The sequence below is a fragment of the Polaromonas sp. genome (assembly GCF_012927455.1).
Lineage (GTDB): Bacteria > Pseudomonadota > Gammaproteobacteria > Burkholderiales > Burkholderiaceae_C > Polaromonas.
In genome coordinates, this window is record NZ_JABBPE010000002.1 from 243724 (window position 1) to 262067 (window position 18344).

The 18344-nt window shown below is 61.4% G+C and carries 18 protein-coding genes and 2 pseudogenes; 11 read left to right on the forward strand and 9 right to left on the reverse strand.

Annotated features, from left to right (window positions below):
* Positions 1 to 10 precede the first annotated feature (10 nt).
* The 8 genes from HHJ18_RS01685 to HHJ18_RS01720 all read right to left on the reverse strand — a co-directional run bounded on the left by HHJ18_RS01685 (position 11) and on the right by HHJ18_RS01720 (position 6377).
* Positions 11 to 613: a Maf family protein gene (locus HHJ18_RS01685; RefSeq protein ID WP_296910893.1), complete on the reverse strand. Its 603-nt coding sequence runs from the start codon at positions 611 to 613 to the stop codon at positions 11 to 13.
* Between the two features lie 142 nt (positions 614 to 755).
* Positions 756 to 1223, reverse strand: coding sequence for a 23S rRNA (pseudouridine(1915)-N(3))-methyltransferase RlmH (gene rlmH / locus HHJ18_RS01690; protein WP_296910896.1), 468 nt, complete (start codon positions 1221 to 1223; stop codon positions 756 to 758).
* Positions 1220 to 2050: a ribosome silencing factor gene (gene rsfS, locus HHJ18_RS01695; RefSeq protein ID WP_296910898.1), complete on the reverse strand. Its 831-nt coding sequence runs from the start codon at positions 2048 to 2050 to the stop codon at positions 1220 to 1222. The genes rlmH and rsfS overlap by 4 nt, the downstream gene beginning before the upstream one ends.
* Positions 2051 to 2077: 27 nt before the next feature.
* Positions 2078 to 2689 carry a nicotinate (nicotinamide) nucleotide adenylyltransferase gene (nadD, locus tag HHJ18_RS01700; protein WP_296910900.1) on the reverse strand — a complete coding sequence of 204 codons (612 nt, stop codon included), beginning with the start codon at positions 2687 to 2689 and terminating at the stop codon, positions 2078 to 2080.
* Positions 2690 to 2718: 29 nt separating this feature from the next.
* Positions 2719 to 3636, reverse strand: coding sequence for an oxygen-dependent coproporphyrinogen oxidase (gene hemF / locus HHJ18_RS01705; protein WP_296910902.1), 918 nt, complete (start codon positions 3634 to 3636; stop codon positions 2719 to 2721).
* Positions 3633 to 4283, reverse strand: coding sequence for a 1-acyl-sn-glycerol-3-phosphate acyltransferase (locus HHJ18_RS01710; RefSeq protein ID WP_296910904.1), 651 nt, complete (start codon positions 4281 to 4283; stop codon positions 3633 to 3635). The genes hemF and HHJ18_RS01710 overlap by 4 nt, the downstream gene beginning before the upstream one ends.
* Positions 4283 to 5590 carry a phosphoribosylamine--glycine ligase gene (purD, locus tag HHJ18_RS01715; protein ID WP_296910906.1) on the reverse strand — a complete coding sequence of 436 codons (1308 nt, stop codon included), beginning with the start codon at positions 5588 to 5590 and terminating at the stop codon, positions 4283 to 4285. Before purD ends, HHJ18_RS01710 begins: the two co-directional genes overlap by 1 nt.
* A 61-nt stretch (positions 5591 to 5651) precedes the next feature.
* Entirely contained in the window at positions 5652 to 6377 is a 726-nt protein-coding gene (locus HHJ18_RS01720) for a YebC/PmpR family DNA-binding transcriptional regulator (protein WP_296910908.1), read from the reverse strand.
* Positions 6378 to 6455: 78 nt separating this feature from the next.
* Between HHJ18_RS01720 and HHJ18_RS01725 the strand changes: the two genes are divergently transcribed.
* The 11 genes and pseudogenes from HHJ18_RS01725 to HHJ18_RS01775 all read left to right on the forward strand — a co-directional run bounded on the left by HHJ18_RS01725 (position 6456) and on the right by HHJ18_RS01775 (position 17879).
* Complete coding sequence (locus tag HHJ18_RS01725; RefSeq protein ID WP_296910910.1) at positions 6456 to 7985, forward strand: helicase HerA-like C-terminal domain-containing protein; 1530 nt, start codon at positions 6456 to 6458, stop codon at positions 7983 to 7985.
* 79 nt (positions 7986 to 8064) lie between these two features.
* Entirely contained in the window at positions 8065 to 8694 is a 630-nt protein-coding gene (gene upp, locus HHJ18_RS01730; protein WP_296910913.1) for a uracil phosphoribosyltransferase, read from the forward strand.
* A gap of 2 nt (positions 8695 to 8696) precedes the next feature.
* On the forward strand, positions 8697 to 9932 hold the full coding sequence (locus HHJ18_RS01735) for a hypothetical protein (RefSeq protein WP_296910915.1): 1236 nt from the start codon (positions 8697 to 8699) through the stop codon (positions 9930 to 9932).
* Complete coding sequence (locus HHJ18_RS01740) at positions 9929 to 11062, forward strand: HupE/UreJ family protein (RefSeq protein ID WP_296910917.1); 1134 nt, start codon at positions 9929 to 9931, stop codon at positions 11060 to 11062. The genes HHJ18_RS01735 and HHJ18_RS01740 overlap by 4 nt, the downstream gene beginning before the upstream one ends.
* 163 nt (positions 11063 to 11225) lie before the next feature.
* The gene (locus HHJ18_RS01745) at positions 11226 to 12566 is read left to right on the forward strand and encodes a GTP cyclohydrolase II (protein ID WP_296910919.1); all 1341 of its coding nucleotides are present in this window, start codon (positions 11226 to 11228) and stop codon (positions 12564 to 12566) included.
* A 27-nt stretch (positions 12567 to 12593) separates the two neighbouring features.
* Entirely contained in the window at positions 12594 to 13877 is a 1284-nt protein-coding gene (locus tag HHJ18_RS01750) for a URC4/urg3 family protein (RefSeq protein WP_296910921.1), read from the forward strand.
* 26 nt (positions 13878 to 13903) lie between these two features.
* Positions 13904 to 14545 carry a uracil phosphoribosyltransferase gene (gene upp, locus HHJ18_RS01755; protein ID WP_296910923.1) on the forward strand — a complete coding sequence of 214 codons (642 nt, stop codon included), beginning with the start codon at positions 13904 to 13906 and terminating at the stop codon, positions 14543 to 14545.
* Between the two features lie 336 nt (positions 14546 to 14881).
* Positions 14882 to 15712, forward strand: a pseudogene (locus HHJ18_RS01760) (BMP family protein); the annotation flags it as partial.
* A 269-nt stretch (positions 15713 to 15981) separates the two neighbouring features.
* Entirely contained in the window at positions 15982 to 16398 is a 417-nt protein-coding gene (locus HHJ18_RS01765) for a hypothetical protein (protein WP_296911934.1), read from the forward strand.
* A pseudogene (locus HHJ18_RS01770) lies at positions 16334 to 16573 on the forward strand (ABC transporter permease); the annotation flags it as partial. The gene HHJ18_RS01765 and the pseudogene HHJ18_RS01770, both read left to right, overlap by 65 nt.
* Positions 16574 to 16604: 31 nt before the next feature.
* On the forward strand, positions 16605 to 17879 hold the full coding sequence (locus HHJ18_RS01775; protein ID WP_296910925.1) for an amidohydrolase family protein: 1275 nt from the start codon (positions 16605 to 16607) through the stop codon (positions 17877 to 17879).
* A gap of 49 nt (positions 17880 to 17928) precedes the next feature.
* Here the strand turns inward: HHJ18_RS01775 and HHJ18_RS01780 are convergent, their stop codons facing one another.
* Positions 17929 to 18342: a type II toxin-antitoxin system VapC family toxin gene (locus tag HHJ18_RS01780; protein WP_296910927.1), complete on the reverse strand. Its 414-nt coding sequence runs from the start codon at positions 18340 to 18342 to the stop codon at positions 17929 to 17931.
* Positions 18343 to 18344 lie beyond the last annotated feature (2 nt).

The window sequence follows — 18344 nt, forward strand, 5'->3', positions numbered from 1 at the left end:
GGGTTCAAAACTAGATTTTTAAACCGGCCGCCCGCAGCAGCAACGCCGTTTCCCGAAGCGGAAGGCCCATGATGCCACTGTAACTGCCACTGATGCGACTGATATGCACTGCCACCCTGCCCTGCACCGCATAAGCACCGGCCTTGCCCATGGGCTCGCCGGTAGCCACATAATCGCGGATCTGCGCGGCAGTCATGGCATCGAAACTCACACGAGAAACACTGAGTGCCTCAAAACGACGCCGACCACACTGTATCGCCACTGCACTCAGAACGCGATGCGTGACGCCCGCCAGTTCGTGCAACATTTTTGCTGCTCCCACGGCATTGTCTGGTTTGCCGTAAATAGTGCGCCCCAGCGCTACAGTGGTATCCGAACACAAAACAGGCGCGGATGGCAGATTTCGGCGCTTCAGGCGCGCCGTGGCCGCGTCTAGTTTGAGGCCCGTGACCCGCCTGACATACGCGGAAGGGGCCTCGTTTTTCAGCATAACTTCCAGTGCTTCAGTATCTTCGTCAGCGTCGAGCAACAACAACTCATAGCGAACGCCAACCTGCTCAAGCAACTGCCGACGCCTCGGGCTTTGCGAGGCAAGATAAATAAACTGAGACATAAATGATCAGGCGACCGGAGGCGCCGGAGCAAATGATCTTGCACGCGTGGCAGCCCGCTCCGTTGACCGGCCGCCTGTAAGGGAAACAGCCCCATCGAAGAGCAGCACAGTACGCGAAGCGACAAGCTTGGAGGTTATACAGCTACTCACGATGGTACGGATGGTTGATCGTGATGCTCCAGGCCCGGTAAAGTTGCTCGATCAACAGCACACGCACCATGGCATGGGGCAGCGTCAGGTCTGACAGTCGCAGGCGTTCGTGCGCGGCTTGCTTGAATCCGGCATCGAGCCCGTCCGGCCCGCCAATCACGATGGCGACATCGTCGCCTGACAGTTGCCAGCTCTTGAGTTTTTTGGCAAGTGCCAGGGTGGTGAGCGCGGTACCGCGTTCATCAAGCGCGACTATCCGGCAACCCCGCGTGATGGCTCCTTCAATGCGCCCACGTTCAGCCGCCAGCAGGTTATCAAGGGCTTTGGATGCGCGCGGCTCGGTTTTAACGGCCTTCAGCTCTACCTTCAGTTCGGGCGGGAAGCGCTTTGCGTAATCGTCATAAGCCGTCTGCGCCCAGTCGGGCACCTTCTGGCCGACGGCTACGATCGTTAGCCTCATTGGCTCCGGGGCGCGGCTTTTTTGGCGGCGGGCTTCCTGGCCGCTGATTTGGCAGCTGTTTTAGCTGCGGTTTTCGCGGCCACCTTCTTGGCAGCTACCTTTTTAGCGACCGGTACTTTGACGATAGGCGTCTTGGCGGCAGGCCGGGCGGCTGATTTTGCTGGTGCGGTTTTAGCAGTAACCCTGGCGCTTGTCCTGTGTGGCTTTTCAGCCGGCTCAACGGCGGGCGCTGTCGCATTGCGCTTAGCGGTCCAATCGTTGGTTTTACCCACCCGGCCCACGTAGCTGGAGTCGGTAACGTGAGCGAGCACCTTTACGGGATCTTTAGCTGGCGCTTTTACCGACTTTCGGACTCCAGCTTTCACAGCCGGCTTCCGTTTTGCTGCAGGTTCAGCGGCTACCTTGACTTCAGGTCTGGAGGCCTTGACCAGCGGTGCGGGCGCACCCAATTTGAGTTTGACGGGTTTGTCACCCCAAAGCTCCTCAAGGTGGTAGTACTGGCGAATCGTCGGCTGCATGATGTGGGCAACCGCGGCGCCGCAGTCCACGATGATCCATTCGCCGTTGGCCTCACCTTCAATGCGGGGTTTGGCAAAGCCGGCATCCCGCACTGCATCGCGCACACTGGCGGCGAGGGCTTTGGTCTGACGATTGGAAGTTCCTGAAGCGATGATCACGCGCTCAAAAAGAGAGGTAATGTGCTCTGTGTCAAACACCTGGATATCCTGTGCCTTGACATCCTCCAAGCCATCGATGATGGCGCGCTGCAATTTCTGCACATCTTTCTTATCTGCGGTGCTGGTAGTTTTGACAGTGGTGGAGGTCATGCAGTGTTTGCTTCAGTGAGGTAGGAATTAACGGGAACTGTACAGCTGGTGCAGTGAAATATAACGCGCAACCGGCTCGGGGACCAGCGAAGCGATGGCTTCGGCGGTGGCGACACCTGATGCCATCATCTGGCGAATCTGGGTGGCGCTCACAGGCATCAGGGGTAGCTGGAGCTTGAAAAAGTGCTTGCTGTACTCTGGGTAAGCTTCAAACTGGGCTTGCGCCAGCGTGGACTGTGCACGATCAGCTATACAAATTATAGCAAGCTCAAGAATCTCCTCCCACCGGTTCCATTGCCTGAAAGCCGCAAACTGGTCAGCGCCAATGAACAGGTAGAGCCGGGCCTGAGGGTTCTCGGCTTGCAGGGCCCGCAGTGTGTCAATCGTGAAGGTTGGCCCAGCCCGTTGAAGCTCACGGTCATCCACCACGACCCGCAGCATATCTTCAAACGCCAGTCGGGTCATGGCGAGCCGATGACGCGGTGCTATCAATTCTCTAGATTTATGCCAGGCCTGCCCGGTCGGAATGATGTACAGCGCGTCCAGTCCGAACTGCTTCAACGCTGCCTTGGCCAGCGCAAGGTGCGCGTTATGCGGCGGGTCAAATGCACCGCCGAAGACGCCAATCCGTGCACCCACACGTTGGACGTCTGGGGATGCCGCGGCAGTCAAACCCAGTCCCGCTTGATCAAAAACTCTTTGTAAAGCCGCTCTTCGGGTGATCCGGCTTCAATCTGGCGCCGGTAAGCCCAGCTCGCAAGCGGAGGCATCGACATCAGGATAGATTCCGTGCGCCCGCCCGACTGCAGGCCAAAGTGCGTGCCGCGGTCCCAGACCAGGTTGAACTCGACATAGCGGCCCCGCCGGTAAAGCTGAAAGTCGCGCTCATGCTCGCCATAAGGCGTATTTTTGCGCTTTTCCACGATCGGCAGGTAGGCCTGCAAAAACGAATCTGCCACGCTTTGCATCATGGCAAAGCTCCGGTCCTGGCCCAACTCCTGAAAATCGTCAAAAAACACCCCACCTATGCCGCGCGGCTCCTGACGATGCTTCAGGTAAAAATACTCGTCGCACCACTGCTTGAAGCGTGGGTACTTGTCACTACCGAAGGGTACCAACGCATCTTTGCAGACTTGATGGAAATGCACCGCATCTTCATTGAAACCGTAATAAGGCGTTAAGTCCATGCCGCCGCCAAACCAGCAGACGGGCTCGCCGGCACCGGCTACAGGCGTGGCCGCCAGCATGCGTACATTCATGTGCACAGTTGGTACATAGGGATTGCGCGGATGAAACACCAGCGAAACACCGATGGCCTCAAAGGGCGCCCCCGCCAACTCGGGCCGGTGCTGGGTGGCCGAGGCAGGAAGCTTGAAGCCGCGTACATGCGAAAACCCGCAACCGGCTCGCTCAAACACCTGACCCTGTTCCAAAATGAGGGTGATCCCGTTGCCCTGAAGCGGCTCTCCAGCTTCTTTTTGCCATGCGTCGGCCACAAAAGAGTTGCCGTCAAGCTCGCCCACAGCGCCGGTAATGCGCTCCTGCAGCCCGAGTAAAAAGGTGCGAACGTGTGATAGATCGATCATGGTAGTTTGGTCACTATAGCGACTCGGGGAATGCGGCCGTCAAGCAGGCTTACAGGTGCAGCACCGCCGGGCGTGAAGCCCCGACACTCGCCCAGCGCTTCGGCAATGCGTGCCATATCTTCAGTTTCCCGGCCCGTGAGGCGCAAAAACTCACAAAGCACCAGTTGCTTGCGCGAGTAATCGAGCGCGGCGAGCCCCACCGGCACATCCGCCTGCAGCGCCAACCGGTAGAAGCCGCTGCGCCAGCCCGCTGTACGTTTGCGCGTACCTTCGGGAGACAAAGCGAGCCAGAAGTACTGCCCACTGGATTTTTTCTGTTTCATGATGAGCGTCATCTGCTCGACCACGCCTTGGGGCGCCGTGCGGCTGACCGGCACACCGCCTAGCCAGCGCAACCACCCACCAAACAGCGGAATGCGAAACAACGCATCCTTGCCCCAGAATTGCACTGGCATTCCCAGCGACCATTTAATGAGCACGGCAATCACGAAATCCCAGTTGGAGGTATGCGGGTAGATCACCAACACTCCCTGCAACGCCGGCAGCCCTTGAAACACCGCACGCCAACCGAGACCACGCAGCAGCGCTTTAGCCACCCGGCTACCCTGAAACTGCACGGGATGGCGCGGCGCGAAATCCATCATCATCAGGATTTGACAGCCCGGTACCCAATGTCCTTGCGGTATTGCACGCCATCAAAGTCAATTCCCTGGGCCACTTCATAGGCCCGCTGCTGCGCCGCCTTGACGGTACTGCCCAATGCCGTGACACACAGCACGCGGCCGCCCGCGGTCACGCTGATACGTTCTTGTTTAAGCGTTGCAGCATGGAACACCACGGCGTCTTCAGCAGCCTTGGGCAAGCCATGAATGACATCACCCTTGCGCGGCGCGAGCGGGTAACCGAGCGCGGCCATCACGACGCCCAAGGCCGGGCGCCGGTCCCACTCCAGTTCAATATGCTCCAGGCCACCCGATGTGGCCGCCATCATCACCTCGAACAAATCTGTTTTCAGCCGCAACATGATGGGCTGGGTTTCCGGGTCACCCATGCGGCAATTGAACTCCAGCGTCTTGGGCCTTCCCTTCGCGTCGATCATTAGGCCGGCGTACAAAAAACCGGTGTAAGTGATGCCGTCTTTTTCCATGCCCTTGATGGTGGGCAGAATGATCTCGCGCATGGCGCGCGCATGCACTTCGGGCGTCACCACCGGGGCCGGTGAATATGCGCCCATGCCGCCAGTGTTCGGGCCCTGGTCGCCATCGAGCAGGCGCTTGTGGTCCTGGCTGGTGGCCATCGCCACTACGTTTTTACCGTCGCACATGACGATGAAGCTGGCCTCCTCGCCTTGTAAGAATTCCTCAATGACAACGCGCGGCAGGGCCTTGCCGTCTTCACCTTCGTTGTGCTTCACACCCAGCACGTTGTGGTCAGGACTGGTGGCCAGCATGAACTCGATGGCTTCGTGCGCCTCATGCAGCGTCATAGCAACCACCACGCCTTTGCCCGCCGCCAAGCCATCGGCCTTAACCACGATGGGTGCGCCCTTTTCATCAACGTAGGCATGCGCGGCCACCGCATCGGTAAAGGTTTCGTAGTCTGCCGTCGGAATTTGGTGGCGCTTCATGAAGGCCTTGGAAAAGGCCTTGGAGCTTTCCAGCTGCGCCGCCGCCTTGGTCGGGCCAAATACCCGCAGGCCATGCTTGCGAAATTCATCGACGATGCCGGCAGCCAGCGGCTGCTCCGGGCCCACCACCGTCAGTGCTATCTTTTCTGTAGCTGCCCACGCCAGTAGCGCCTGGATATCCGTGATATCGACGTTCTCAAGCCGAGGGTCCAACGCGGTTCCACCGTTGCCGGGCGCGACATAAACCGCCTGCACCTTGGGCGATTGCGCCAGTTTCCACGCCAGCGCGTGTTCCCGGCCACCGCCGCCCACTACTAAAACTTTCATGCTGCAGCTTTCATGGTTGTGCTCTTAATCTTGGGTAGCCAGTGCTGCGCTTGGAAAACAATCATTCGGAAAGCGCTGCGTTGTGAAAGACTTCCTGCGTGTCGTCCAGGTCTTCCAGCACATCCAGCAGCCTTTGCATCTTCTGGGAATCTTCAGGCGTCAGCTCCACCGTGTTGTCGGCCCGCATGGTGACTTCAGCCAGTTCGGGCTTCAGCCCCGCAGCTTCTAGCGCTTTCTTGACGGCTTCAAATCCGGTGTAAGGCGTCAGCACTTCTATGGCGCCATCGTCATGCGTGATCACATCGTCGGCACCCGCATCGAGCGCCACTTCCATGACTTTATCTTCACTGGTGCCGGGGGCAAAAATCATCTGGCCGCAGTGTTTAAACTGAAACACCACGGAACCTTCGGCGCCCATGTGGCCGCCGTGCTTGGAAAAGGCATGGCGCACTTCGGCAACGGTACGCACCTTGTTGTCGGTCATGCAGTCGACCAGAATGGCGGCCCCGCTGACGCCATAGCCTTCATAGCGGATTTCCTCGTAGTGAACGCCTTCCAGGTTGCCCGTGGCCTTGTCAATATTGCGCTTGACGTTGTCGGCCGGCATGTTGGCCGCCTTGGCTTTGTCCACCGCCAGGCGCAGGCGCGGGTTGGTGTCCAGGTCGCCACCGCCCAGGCGTGCGGCCACCATGATCTCGCGGATCACACGCGTCCAGACCTTGCCGCGCTTGTCGTCCTGACGCCCCTTGCGGTGTTGAATATTTGCCCATTTACTATGTCCAGCCACGACAGACTCCCTTATTCGACGGATTAATTGATTTAATCTACAGCCTGTATTTTACTTTTTCACCTACAGGACACCCAGATGGCCGAAACCTCAATTCCTTCGTTGCTGATCGCCCGGAACGCTTCCACGCAGTGTGAACTGTTGCCCGCGCTGGCCAATCGTCATGGTTTGATCACGGGTGCCACAGGCACCGGCAAGACCGTCACCTTGCAGACACTGGCTGAAAATTTCTCAAAAATTGGCGTACCCGTCTTCATGGCCGACGTCAAGGGCGACCTGACGGGCATCAGCCAGGCCGGCAGCATGGGCGAAAAAATGGCCGCCATCCTGAAAGAGCGGAGCCTCGACACGCCCGAATCCCTCGCCTGCCCGGTCACGCTGTGGGACGTGTTTGGCGAGCAGGGGCACCCGGTGCGCGCCACCGTGTCCGACATGGGCCCGCTGTTGCTGGGCCGCATGCTTAACCTCAACGAGACCCAGGCTGGCGTGCTCAACCTGGTGTTCAAGATCGCCGATGACAACGGCATGCTGCTGCTTGACCTGAAAGACCTGCGCGCCATGCTGCAGTCCGTGGGCGACAACGCCAGCGAGTTCACCACCAAATACGGCAACGTCAGCGCCGCCAGCGTGGGTGCCATCCAGCGCGGGCTGATGCAGATCGAAAGCCAGGGCGGCGACCAATTTTTTGGCGAGCCCATGCTCAACATCGACGATTTCATGCAGACTGACAGCGCCGGCCATGGCGTCGTCAACATCCTCAGCGCCGACAAGCTGATGAATTCGCCGCGGCTGTACGCCACCTTTCTGCTGTGGATGCTGTCCGAGCTGTTTGAGCAGTTGCCCGAAATTGGCGACCCTGAAAAACCCAAGCTGGTGTTCTTTTTTGACGAAGCGCATTTGCTGTTCAACGAAGCGCCCAAGGCGCTGATTGAGCGCATCGAGCTGGTGGTGCGGCTGGTGCGCTCCAAGGGAGTGGGGGTTTATTTCGTCACGCAAAACCCCCTCGACATCCCCGATTCGGTGCTGGCCCAACTGGGCAACCGGGTGCAGCACGCGCTGCGCGCCTACACCCCGCGCGACCAGAAAGCCGTCAAAGCCACCGCCCAAACCATGCGGCAAAAGCCCGGGCTCGACATAGAGACCGCCATCACAGAACTGGCAGTCGGCGAAGCCCTCATCAGCCTGCTAGACGCCAAAGGCCGGCCCAGCGTCACCGAGCGGGTTTACGTACTGCCGCCGGGCAGCCAGATCGGTCCCATCACGTCCCAGCAACGCCAATCGCTGCGGCAGAACTCCTTGGTGGCCGGTACCTATGAGAAGGACGTCGACCGGGATTCGGCTTACGAAATGCTCAAGGGGCGCGCGGACGCAGCGGCCACTGCAGCAGCGCAGGCCCCCAACGGCGGCGCTGCTGGCCAGGCCGAATCGGGCGGTATGCTGGGCGGGCTTAACGACATGCTGTTTGGCAGCACCGGCCCACGCGGCGCCAAACACGACGGCCTGGCTCAAAGCATGGCCAAGTCGGCGGTCCGCACCATGGGCTCCGCCGTGGGAAGGGAAATCATACGCGGCGTACTGGGCAGCATCTTTGGCGGCAAAAAACGATAAACCACAACGCGGGCGGCCGAAGGTCTGCTGCGAGACCCTCAACACCCGACACTAACCACACAAGGAAAACCCTTAAGTTATGAGCAACGTTCACCTGATCAACCACCCGCTGGTGCAGCACAAACTGACACTGATGCGCCGCAAAGACGCCTCCACCAACACCTTTCGCACATTGCTCAATGAACTGAGCAGCTTGATGGCCTATGAAGTGACGCGCGACATGCCGCTGCAGGATGTTGAAGTCGAAACCCCGCTGGAAACCATGACCGGCAAGGTAATTGACGGCAAAAAGCTGGTGTTTGTTTCCATCCTGCGCGCCGGCAACGGCATTTTGGAAGGCATGCTCAGCGTGGTGCCGGGCGCCCGGGTCGGCCATGTAGGCCTGTACCGCGACCCGAAGACGCTGGAACCGGTGGAGTATTACTTCAAGATGCCGCAGGAAATGGCAGAACGCGACATCGTCATCGTCGACCCCATGCTTGCCACCGGCAACTCGGCTATCGCCGCCGTCAACCGGCTCAAAAAGCTCAAGCCCAAATCCATCAAGTTTGTCTGCCTGTTGACCTGCCCCGAAGGCATCGCTGCCTTGCAAAAAGCCCATCCGGACGTAGCCATCTACACCGCAGCGATTGACCGCCAGCTCAACGAACACGGCTACATACTGCCGGGCCTGGGCGATGCCGGCGACCGCATCTTTGGCACCAAATAAGCATGTTTTGCCTTGACGCACGACCACTGGCCGTGGCATTGCTGCTGGCCTGCGCTTGGCCCGCCCATGCCGCGCCTTACACCCCCCAAAGCGACAGTGAGGTGGTGGAGCGCCTGCCTCTGACCAGCGACCCGTCGGTGCGGCGCGTTGAATCGCTGCGCAGGCAACTCGCCGCGCGGCCCGAAGACACCACGCTGCGGGTAGAAATTGCCCGCCGCTATTTCGAGCTGGCCATGGCCCAGGGCGACCCGCGCTTTGTCGGCTATGCCTCGTCAGCCATCGCGCCGCTGGCGGCCACGCCCCCAGCCAAAGCTGAAGACAGCGCCGGCTACTGGCTGGTGCGCGGACAAATCCAGCAGTTCAGCCATGATTTTGAAGCCGCCCTGATCAGCCTGGCCAAGGCCAGCCAGCTGGCACCCTCGTCACCCGATCCTTTGTCCTGGCGCATCGCGATTTTCATGGTGCAAGCGCGCTACGCCGAGGCGCTGGCCGAAGCCGAGCGGCTCACTCCACTGGCCGAGCCGCTGCTGGGCCTGGGCTGGAAAGCCTATGTTGGCGCCACCACGGGCCAGCTGGAAGCCGCTTTTCAGGAGGTGGCCAACGCCATCAAGCCTGCCACCAGCAACGCGGCCAGCGCCGCCAACACCGCGCCCACGCCGGCCCCCGAATTGCTGCTGTGGCAATACACCCGGCTGGCCGACATGGCCTGGCGGCTGCAGCGCATTGAGCTGGCTGAGGACTATTTCAAAAGCGCGCTCAAGCTCGGCCTGACCGATCAGTACCTGCTCGGCGCGTACGCCGACTTTCTGCTGGCGCGCCAGCGTCCGGCCGAAGTGCTCAAGCTGCTGGCCGGCTGGGAGCGATCTGACATCCTGCTGCTGCGGCTGGCACTGGCTGGCCGTGCCGCTGGCGACGGGCGGGCGGCCGATTGGGCAGCGCAATTGCGCGACCGCTTCCAGGCCGCTGAACAACGCGGCGACCGGCTGCACGAACAGGAAGCCGCGCGCTTTGAACTGGATATTGAGCGCAACACCGCCAAAGCGCTGGCGCTTGCAAGCCGAAACTACCAAATCCAGAAGGAGCCGCGCGATGCCGAAATCCTGCTGCGTGCCGCGCTGGCGGCGAAGCAGCCCAAGGCAGCCCAGCCGGCACTCGACTGGTTGCGCAGCAGTCGCCATGAAGACCCCTTGATCGTCAAGCTGGTAGAGCAGCTCGCGGCGCAGGGGGCGACTCGATGAAGCGCTGGCTACTTTTTATCGCGCTGCTGCCTGTGCTGATGTTTCAAGCTCCAGCCTGGGCTCACAAACCCAGCGACAGCTACCTGACGCTGCGCGCCACCGCCGGCAGCGGCGACATCGCGGTGCGCTGGGACATCGCCCTGCGCGACCTGGACTATGTGCTCCAGCTCGACCGCAACGGCAATGGCGAGATCAGCTGGGGCGAGGTGCGCCAGCGCAGCGAAGACATTACGCGGCTGGCCACCAGCCGGCTGCAACTGAGCTCGGCCGACCAGCCTTGCACCTGGACCACCGCCGGCCCCCTGATGCTGGACAAACACAGCGACGGCAGCTACGCGGTACTCAGCCTCACGGCGCAGTGCGCCAGCCTGTCCAGCGCGCTCAAAGCACGTTATTCGCTGCTGTTCGATGTCGATCCGTCGCACCGCGGTCTGGTTCAATGGATTGGCCCAGGCAGCGAGAGCCCCCAGGCGCTCGTCTTCGGGACCGAGTCGGCTGAGCAGACGCTTGCGCTGCAAGCGCAGGGTCCCTGGCAGACACTGCGTCAATACCTGGTCGACGGCGTCTGGCACATCTGGATTGGCTATGACCACATCCTGTTCCTGCTGGCCCTGCTGCTGCCTGCGGTGCTGGTACGCCGGCAGGGCCAGTGGGAGGGTGCCCCGCGCTTTTCGGGCGCGGCCAGGGAAGTGGTCAAGGTCGTCACCGCTTTCACGCTGGCGCATTCCATCACGCTAAGCCTGGCCGCGCTGGGCGTCATCAGCCTGCCCTCGCGCCTGGTGGAGTCCGCCATCGCCGCCTCGGTGGTGCTGGCGGCGCTCAACAACCTGCGCGGCACGATAGAGGGTAGGCGCTGGGTCATGGCCTTTGTGTTCGGCCTGCTGCATGGTTTCGGCTTTGCCTCGGTGCTGGCCGACCTGGGACTGCCGCAGGGGGCGCTGGCGCTGGCGCTGGTGGGTTTCAACGTCGGCGTGGAATTGGGTCAACTGGCCATCGTCGCCATCTTCCTGCCAGTGGCGTTTGCGCTGCGCGGCACCGGGTTCTACCGGTTCGGTGTGCTGAAAGTCGGCTCGCTGCTGGTGGCGCTGCTGGCGAGCTGGTGGCTGGCCCAGCGGCTGTTTAACCTGTAGGCGGGCGGCGGTGAAAGGCTAGCGAACAGCTAGCCCTTCGTTACTGACAGCTGCCGCTCACGCGGGCAGCCTGTCGGCTGTCGCAAATTAGTGACCCATCGCCCACAATCGGCTTGTCAAGCCCGGGGTTCATCGCTACATTGGATTTTTTAAAGGATCTGCAATGTCTGCTGACGCTGTCTCGAAACCTTTTGATGCGGCGCCCGAATCACCCAGCTTGGCGGGCGCGCTGCCCACCTCCACCTCCACCGCCATCCTTGCTGCCGAGGCCAGCCAGCACATTCGCCTGACATCCCATGCCAGTGGCCATGGGGCGCTGCCTATTCATTGGGCGGCTGCCACGGCGATAGAGCGGGGCCCGGTGGTGGGCACCACCACCCGACGCAGTCACCGCAACGTGATTGGCACGCACAGCGGCTCTTACAGCGTGTACCGGGCGCTCGCGGTGGCCTCGGGCGCGCTGTCGCGCCAGCACAAGGCGGACCTGACCAACACCTCGCCGACCGACATCATCGGCCCCTACCCGCAATGGAGCGAGCCTGGCCGCATCGTCGCCATGGACCCTTGGGGAGCTGCGGTGGCCGATGTGTTCGCAAACGAGCTGGCTGCCGGCTATGACATTCGCCCGACGATTGCGGTGACCCGGGCGCATGTGATCCTGCCCGAGGTGATAGAGGCACTGCAGTCGGGCCGGCTGAAAGCCGACGGCAAATTCTTGACTGCGGGTGGTGCCGCCATGGTCACCAAAGTGGCGGTGGAGCCCGTGTGGTTCCTGCCAGAGGTCGCCAGACGCTTTGGCTGCAGCGAGGCCAACTTGCGCCGCGTGCTGTTCGAAGAAACCGGCGGCATGTACCCCGAACTGGTCACACGCAGTGACCTGGAAGTGTTTTTGCCACCGATAGGCGGTTTGACGGCCTACATTTTTGGCAAGCCGCGCGACCTGGCCAACCCCGACGTCGAACTGACCGCCCGCGTGCACGACGAATGCAACGGTTCGGACGTTTTTGGCTCTGACATCTGCACCTGCCGCCCCTACCTGACGCACGCGATTGAAGAATGCATTCAGGGCGCGCAGCGTGGCGGCGTGGGTTTGGTGTGCTACTTTCGAAAAGAAGGCCGGGCGCTGGGCGAAGTCACCAAATTCCTGGTTTACAACGCGCGTAAACGGCAGGTGGGCGGCGATTCAGCTGACCAGTATTTCATCCGCACCGAATGCGTGGCAGGGGTGCAGGACATGCGCTTTCAGGAGCTCATGCCCGACGTGCTGAACTGGCTCGGTATACGCAAAATTCATCGTCTGGTGTCCATGAGCAATATGAAATACGACGCCATCACCCGAGCGGGCATTGAAGTGGTCAAACGCGTCAACATTCCCGACGCCCTGATTCCGGCAGATGCGCGGGTAGAGATGGACGCCAAGATGGCCGCTGGGTATTTCACGCCGGGTGCCGTGCCTGAGCCGGATGAGCTGAAGAAACCCAAGGGACGTGGCCTTGATGTCTGAAAGCCTGCTCCCTGGGGGCCGGTTGCTATGAATATAATAGCTAGCAGCGCCCGATTGACGGCTTCTGTGGCCGATTTGCGCTCTACCCACACGATACGTTCGCGTGCCGCGGCCTTGCTTGAACGGGCGCGCCGCAACGAGTCAGCCTGGTTTGTCGTCAACGACGGCGCCATGGTCAACACCGCAGCGCTGGTGGCCAAGGTGACCCGCGCCCGTTACCCCGACCTGAAGATCCCGTACCACAGCCGCTGGCGACATTTTGCAGCCGGCGGCGTTGACCGGGCCGGCCAGCTCGACCGGGCACTGGAGAAAGCTTGCGGCACTGTCTCGGTGGCTGAGCGGGCGCGCGCCCGGATTGACCTGGCGCTGGTCAGCGTGCTGCTCGATGCTGGTGCCGGCCCCGATTGGCGCTACCGGGAGCCGCCACTGGGTCAACAGCCCGGGCACGAGTACAGCCGCTCAGAAGGCCTCGGCGTGGCCAGCTTTCACGCCTTCATGGCTGGCCTTTTTTCCAGCAACCCCGCGCAGCCCCTGCAAGCCGACGCGCGCGGATTGCAGAGGCTCACGGCCGGGCAACTCGGCGATGCTTTTCAGGTGAGCGAAAGCAACCCGCTGGTTGGGCTGGATGGGCGCGCGGCACTGTTGCGCCGCCTGGGTCAGGCGCTGAAGGACCAGCCCGAGACCTTCGGCGAGCCGGGCCGACCCGGTCATCTGTTTGATCTGCTGACGCAAGAGCAAAGCGGGCCCGCCGTGATCCGGGCGCATGCCCTGCTGTCGGTACTGCTAACCGGCCTCGCCCCCATCTGGCCTGCGCAAAACGCTATGAAAAATGTAGCACTCGGTGACTGCTGGCGGCACCCCGCGGCGGGCGACAGCGAGCTGCCAGGCAGTGACAGCCATGGCTGGATGCCGTTTCACAAGCTGTCGCAGTGGCTGACTTACTCGCTGCTGGAGCCGTTTGAATGGGCCGGTGTGCGGGTTGATGGGCTGGACGAACTGACCGGGCTGCCCGAATACCGAAACGGCGGCCTGTTTCTCGACGCGGGCGTGCTGCGCCTGAAAGATGCTTCGCAAACAGAGCGCTTGCACGCGCCCGGCGCTGAGCTGATTGTCGAGTGGCGGGCCCTGACAGTTGCGCTGCTCGACGAGCTGGCGCCAATGGTCCGCGCGCAATTGCGGCTAAGCCTTGGACAGATGCCGCTGGCCTGCGTTCTTGAGGGCGGCACCTGGGCCGCGGGCCGTGCACTGGCGCAGCAATTGCGCGAAGGCAGGCCGCCTCTGAACATCCAGAGTGATGGCACGGTTTTCTGAAAATTCAACAACAAGCGGCCGACAAAATGACCACCTTTCCAGAAAACCTCCACCTTATTGACCACCCGCTGGTGCAGCACAAGCTCACGCTGATGCGCCGAAAAGACGCCTCGTCCAACACCTTTCGCACCCTGCTCAATGAGGTCAGCATGCTGATGGCCTATGAAGTCACGCGCGACATGCCGATGCAGGACATCGAGATTGAAACGCCGCTGGAGACCATGACGGCCAGAGTCATTGACGGCAAGAAACTGGTCTTTGTCTCCATCCTGCGCGCCGGCAACGGCATTTTGGGAGGCATGCTAAGCGTGGTGCCGGGCGCCCGCGTAGGCCATGTCGGCCTGTACCGCGACCCAAAAACGCTGACCGCCATCGAGTACTACTTCAAGATGCCGCACGACATGCACGAGCGCGATGTCATCGTGGTTGACCCGATGCTGGCCACCGGCAACTCGGCAATTGCCGCCGTGGAGCGAATCAAGGAGCTCAATCCGAAATCTATCAAGTTCGTCTGCCTGCTGACCTGCCCCGAAGGCATCGCCGCCCTGCACAAAGCCCATCCGGACGTGCCCCTCTACACCGCGGCGATAGACCGCCAGCTCGATGAACACGGCTACATCCTGCCCGGCCTGGGCGACGCGGGGGACCGTATTTTTGGAACTAAATGACCCCCACGGTCGCGCACTGCGTGTCGCTTCCTGCCCCCCGAGGGGGCTGTGTGCCGCGGCTCCAAGCCTGCGATGCAGTCTTGGAGGGCACGCAGAAGGGCTGCGTCTCGCAGCCCGGCGCCTGCGGTCTGGCGAAGCCAGTCCCGCGGCCCTTGCTTGAAAAATCGGGGAGCTGCGAGCTCTTGAATTTTTGCTAAATTTTTCTATCTGTCAGACCAACGCCTGAACATGAACCGGAGAACGCCGTGCATCAGACTCTCAAGCGCCGCAAACTCGTCCTGCTCGCCGCCGCGATGGCCGTGCCCTGCCCGGCCCGGCGCTCGCGCTGACAAAAACCAAGGTCGCGGCGAGATCGAATACAAGGCCAGCGATAACGTCGCCAACGCCGACTACGAGCCCGTCATGCGCGAATACGCCACCGCCGGCAATGCACTCATCGTGGGGAAAGCTTTTGCGGTTGAAGCGGCGGCACGCAAGGTCGCTAAAGATTTTTCGAAGGTGTCTTTTTTGTTGGGCTCATCGGGCAAGGTGCAGGCGCCCAACCTGGCGGTGTTTGACAACTACATCCAGAAGCCAGCATATTTGACCGGCATGGTGGCGGGCGGCATGACCAAGACCAACAAGATCGGCATGGTCGGCGGTTTCCCGATTCCCGAAGTCAACCGCCTGATGAACGCCTTCATGGCCGGCGCGAAGGAAACCAACCCCAACGTGGAGTTCAGCGTGAGCTTCATCAACAGCTGATTTGACCCGCCCAAAGCCAAGGAAGCCGCGTTCGACATGATAGACAAGGGTGCCGACGTGATGTACGCCGAACGCTTTGGCGTCAGCGACGCGGCCAAGGAAAAAGGCAAGCTGGCGATTGGCAACGTGATCAACACCCAGGACAAGTACCCCGACACCGTGGTCGCCTCGGCGCTGTGGCGCATGGAGCCCAGCATAGACCGCGCCCTCAAGCTGGTGAAAGACGGCAAGTTCACGGCCGAAGACTACGGCCCTTACTCGATGATGAAACACAAAGGCTCCGAACTGGCAACGTTGGGCACTTTCGAGATGAAGGTTCCGGCGGAGGTGCTGGCCAAGGTCAAGGCCAAAGAGAAGGCGATTCTGGACGGCAAATTCAGCGTCAAGGTGGACGACAGCCAGCCCAAGTCAAGCTCCAGATAATGGGCTCCCACGCTTGCCACTGCGTGTGCTGCGCTGCCCCCCGAGGGGGCTGTGCTTGCTTAGGGCGGCCCGGCGCAGCGCACGGCGGCCCCCACACTTGCCACTGCGTGTGCTGCGCGAGGCCTTGCAGGCCGCGGCTCGCGAGACGCTTCGCCTCTGTCGCCTGTCCAACCCTGCACAAGCAGGCTTGGAGCCGCAGGCTCCAGCCCCTCCGGAGCTGTGCTTGCTCGGGGCGCCCTCCCCGCAGCGCGAGTGACCCTGTCCTTGTCTTGTCCGGCATCAGCAAGCACTTTGGCGCCCTGGTGGCCAACGACGACATCTCGCTGCAGCTGCAGGCGGGTGAGGTGCTGGCACCGCTGGGCGAGAGGCCGGCAAATCGACCCTGGTGTCCATCCTGTTTGGGCAATACCGGCGGATCTGGCGCCAGCGCACGCCATGAAATTCAAACAAAAAAGGCCTGTAGCCCAATCAGGACGGGCGCAAGCAGCTATTTATTTTATAGCAAGCGACACGTATTTTACAAGGGCTGCGAGGCTTTTGCGATGACCGAGCTGCTCGACATCCTGGCCAATCCGCAGTTCTGGAGCGCCGTGCTGCGCATCGCCCCGCCACTACTCCTGGGTGGTGTTTGCCTCGTGGCGCCCCGGCAAGGCGCTGCTGGGCGCCCTTCTCTTTGCTTTTTTTGACGCCTTGCAGCTGCGGCTGCAAACGTCGGGCATCGCTAACTCGTCGTTTCAGGTGCCCTACCAGCTGTATTTGATGCTGCCTTATGTGCTGTCCATCCTGGCGTTAGTGCTTGCCGCGCGCAAAGCCGCCTACCCGCAGGCGCTGATGAAACCTTATCGCAAGGGCGAGCGTTAAGCTTGCGCCATCCACCCCAGGAGGTTTCCCCATGCTGGACTTACTGATCAAGAACGCCACCCTGCCCGACGGCAGAACCAATATGGCCGTCGCCGTGCAGGACGGCCGCATCACAGCCGCAGTGCCCGGCCTGGACGCGCCGGCCCATGAAACGCTGGACGCCGGCGGCTACCTGCTGAGCCCGCATTTTGTCGACCCACATTTCCACATGGACGCCACGCTGAGCTACGGCCTGCCGCGCGTGAATGAGTCCGGCACGCTGCTCGAAGGCATCGCGCTGTGGGGCGAGCTCAAGCCACTGCTGACGCCCGAGGCGCTGATCGAGCGCGCCCTGACCTACTGCGACTGGGCCGTGGCCAAGGGCCTGCTGGCCATCCGCAGCCATGTCGACACCAGCGACCCGAGCCTGCTGGCGGTGGATGCGCTGCTGGAGGTGAAGAAACAAGTCGCACCCTATATCGATCTGCAGCTGGTGGCTTTTCCGCAAGACGGTGTTCTAAGGATAAAGGGCGGCGTGGAGAATCTGAAACGCGCGCTGGACAAGGGGGTGGATGTCGTCGGCGGCATCCCGCACTTTGAACGCACCATGGCCGAGGGCGCCGCCAGCGTGAAGCTGCTGTGCGAGATCGCGGCCGAGCGCGGCTTGCTGGTGGACATGCACTGCGACGAATCAGACGACCCGCTGTCGCGCCACATAGAGACGCTGGCTTTTGAGGCCCAGCGCCTGAGCCTGCAGGGCCGCGTCAACGGCTCACACTGTACGTCGATGCACAGCATGGACAACTACTACGTAAGCAAGCTGATTCCCCTCATAGCCGAATCACAGGTCAGCGTGATCGCCAACCCGTTGATCAACATCACGCTGCAGGGCCGGCACGACAGCTACCCCAAGCGGCGCGGCATGACCCGCGTGCCCGAGCTGATGGCCGCCGGCGTCAACGTCGCTTTCGGCCACGACTGCGTGATGGACCCCTGGTACGGCATGGGCAGCGGCGACATGCTGGAAGTGGCGCATATGGGCCTGCATGTGGCGCAGATGACCAGCCAGAAAGGCATACGAGCCTGTTTCGACGCAGTGACAACCAACGCAGCGAAGGTGATGCATCTGCAGGGCTACGGGCTGGAGGCGGGCTGCGATGCGAGCTTTGTGCTGCTGCAGGCGCGCGACCCGGTTGAGGCGATCCGGCTGCGGGCCAATCGCTTGAAGGTTTGGAGGAAAGGGACGCTTCTGGCCGAGACTGCGGAGGTGGTGGCGCGGTTGAATCTGCTGGAGCGGCCAGAAAAAGTCAATTTTATGCGCCGCTAAGCTGCTCCTGAGCCGCTTTTTTGCCAGAGCGATTCAGACCTCCAGGAGGTCAGCCAAGCGCATTCTCAAACGGGTTAAAAATCTCAACACCAAAATCGGATAAGTCCGCAACATTGCGCGTCACCACCTTCAGTTGATGGCGAATGGCCGTTGCGGCAATCATCGCGTCCTCATACAAGGTGTCAGAGCGCCGGTGCATGAGCTTTGCCCAGTGGCGAAAGCTTGCAGCATCCATCGGCAGCACGTTGTAAGACGCGGCCACCAAGTCGGCCCATTGCTCTATCTCCGCAGCCTTGGCCGCATCCTGATCGCGTGTGAGCTCAATGCCCGCCTGAATCTCGCCAAGGCTTACAGCCGAAATGTGCAGGTCGCTGTCAGCCACAGACTGAAACCACGCCAGTACTGCGCCATGCGGCCTGGGGCGACGCAGTTCAGAAATAACGTTCGTATCCAGCAAGTACATGG

Excerpts from the sequence above, each read along its gene's own strand:
- HHJ18_RS01685 (WP_296910893.1), bottom strand. The coding sequence starts at position 613 with ATGTCTCAGTTTATTTATCTTGCCTCGCAAAGCCCGAGGCGTCGGCAG.
- rlmH (WP_296910896.1), bottom strand. The coding sequence starts at position 1,223 with ATGAGGCTAACGATCGTAGCCGTCGGCCAGAAGGTGCCCGACTGGGCG.
- rsfS (WP_296910898.1), bottom strand. The coding sequence starts at position 2,050 with ATGACCTCCACCACTGTCAAAACTACCAGCACCGCAGATAAGAAAGAT.
- hemF (WP_296910902.1), bottom strand. The coding sequence starts at position 3,636 with ATGATCGATCTATCACACGTTCGCACCTTTTTACTCGGGCTGCAGGAG.
- HHJ18_RS01710 (WP_296910904.1), bottom strand. The coding sequence starts at position 4,283 with ATGATGATGGATTTCGCGCCGCGCCATCCCGTGCAGTTTCAGGGTAGC.
- purD (WP_296910906.1), bottom strand. The coding sequence starts at position 5,590 with ATGAAAGTTTTAGTAGTGGGCGGCGGTGGCCGGGAACACGCGCTGGCG.
- HHJ18_RS01725 (WP_296910910.1), top strand. The coding sequence starts at position 6,456 with ATGGCCGAAACCTCAATTCCTTCGTTGCTGATCGCCCGGAACGCTTCC.
- upp (WP_296910913.1), top strand. The coding sequence starts at position 8,065 with ATGAGCAACGTTCACCTGATCAACCACCCGCTGGTGCAGCACAAACTG.
- HHJ18_RS01735 (WP_296910915.1), top strand. The coding sequence starts at position 8,697 with ATGTTTTGCCTTGACGCACGACCACTGGCCGTGGCATTGCTGCTGGCC.
- HHJ18_RS01740 (WP_296910917.1), top strand. The coding sequence starts at position 9,929 with ATGAAGCGCTGGCTACTTTTTATCGCGCTGCTGCCTGTGCTGATGTTT.
- HHJ18_RS01745 (WP_296910919.1), top strand. The coding sequence starts at position 11,226 with ATGTCTGCTGACGCTGTCTCGAAACCTTTTGATGCGGCGCCCGAATCA.
- HHJ18_RS01750 (WP_296910921.1), top strand. The coding sequence starts at position 12,594 with ATGAATATAATAGCTAGCAGCGCCCGATTGACGGCTTCTGTGGCCGAT.
- upp (WP_296910923.1), top strand. The coding sequence starts at position 13,904 with ATGACCACCTTTCCAGAAAACCTCCACCTTATTGACCACCCGCTGGTG.
- HHJ18_RS01775 (WP_296910925.1), top strand. The coding sequence starts at position 16,605 with ATGCTGGACTTACTGATCAAGAACGCCACCCTGCCCGACGGCAGAACC.
- HHJ18_RS01780 (WP_296910927.1), bottom strand. The coding sequence starts at position 18,342 with ATGTACTTGCTGGATACGAACGTTATTTCTGAACTGCGTCGCCCCAGG.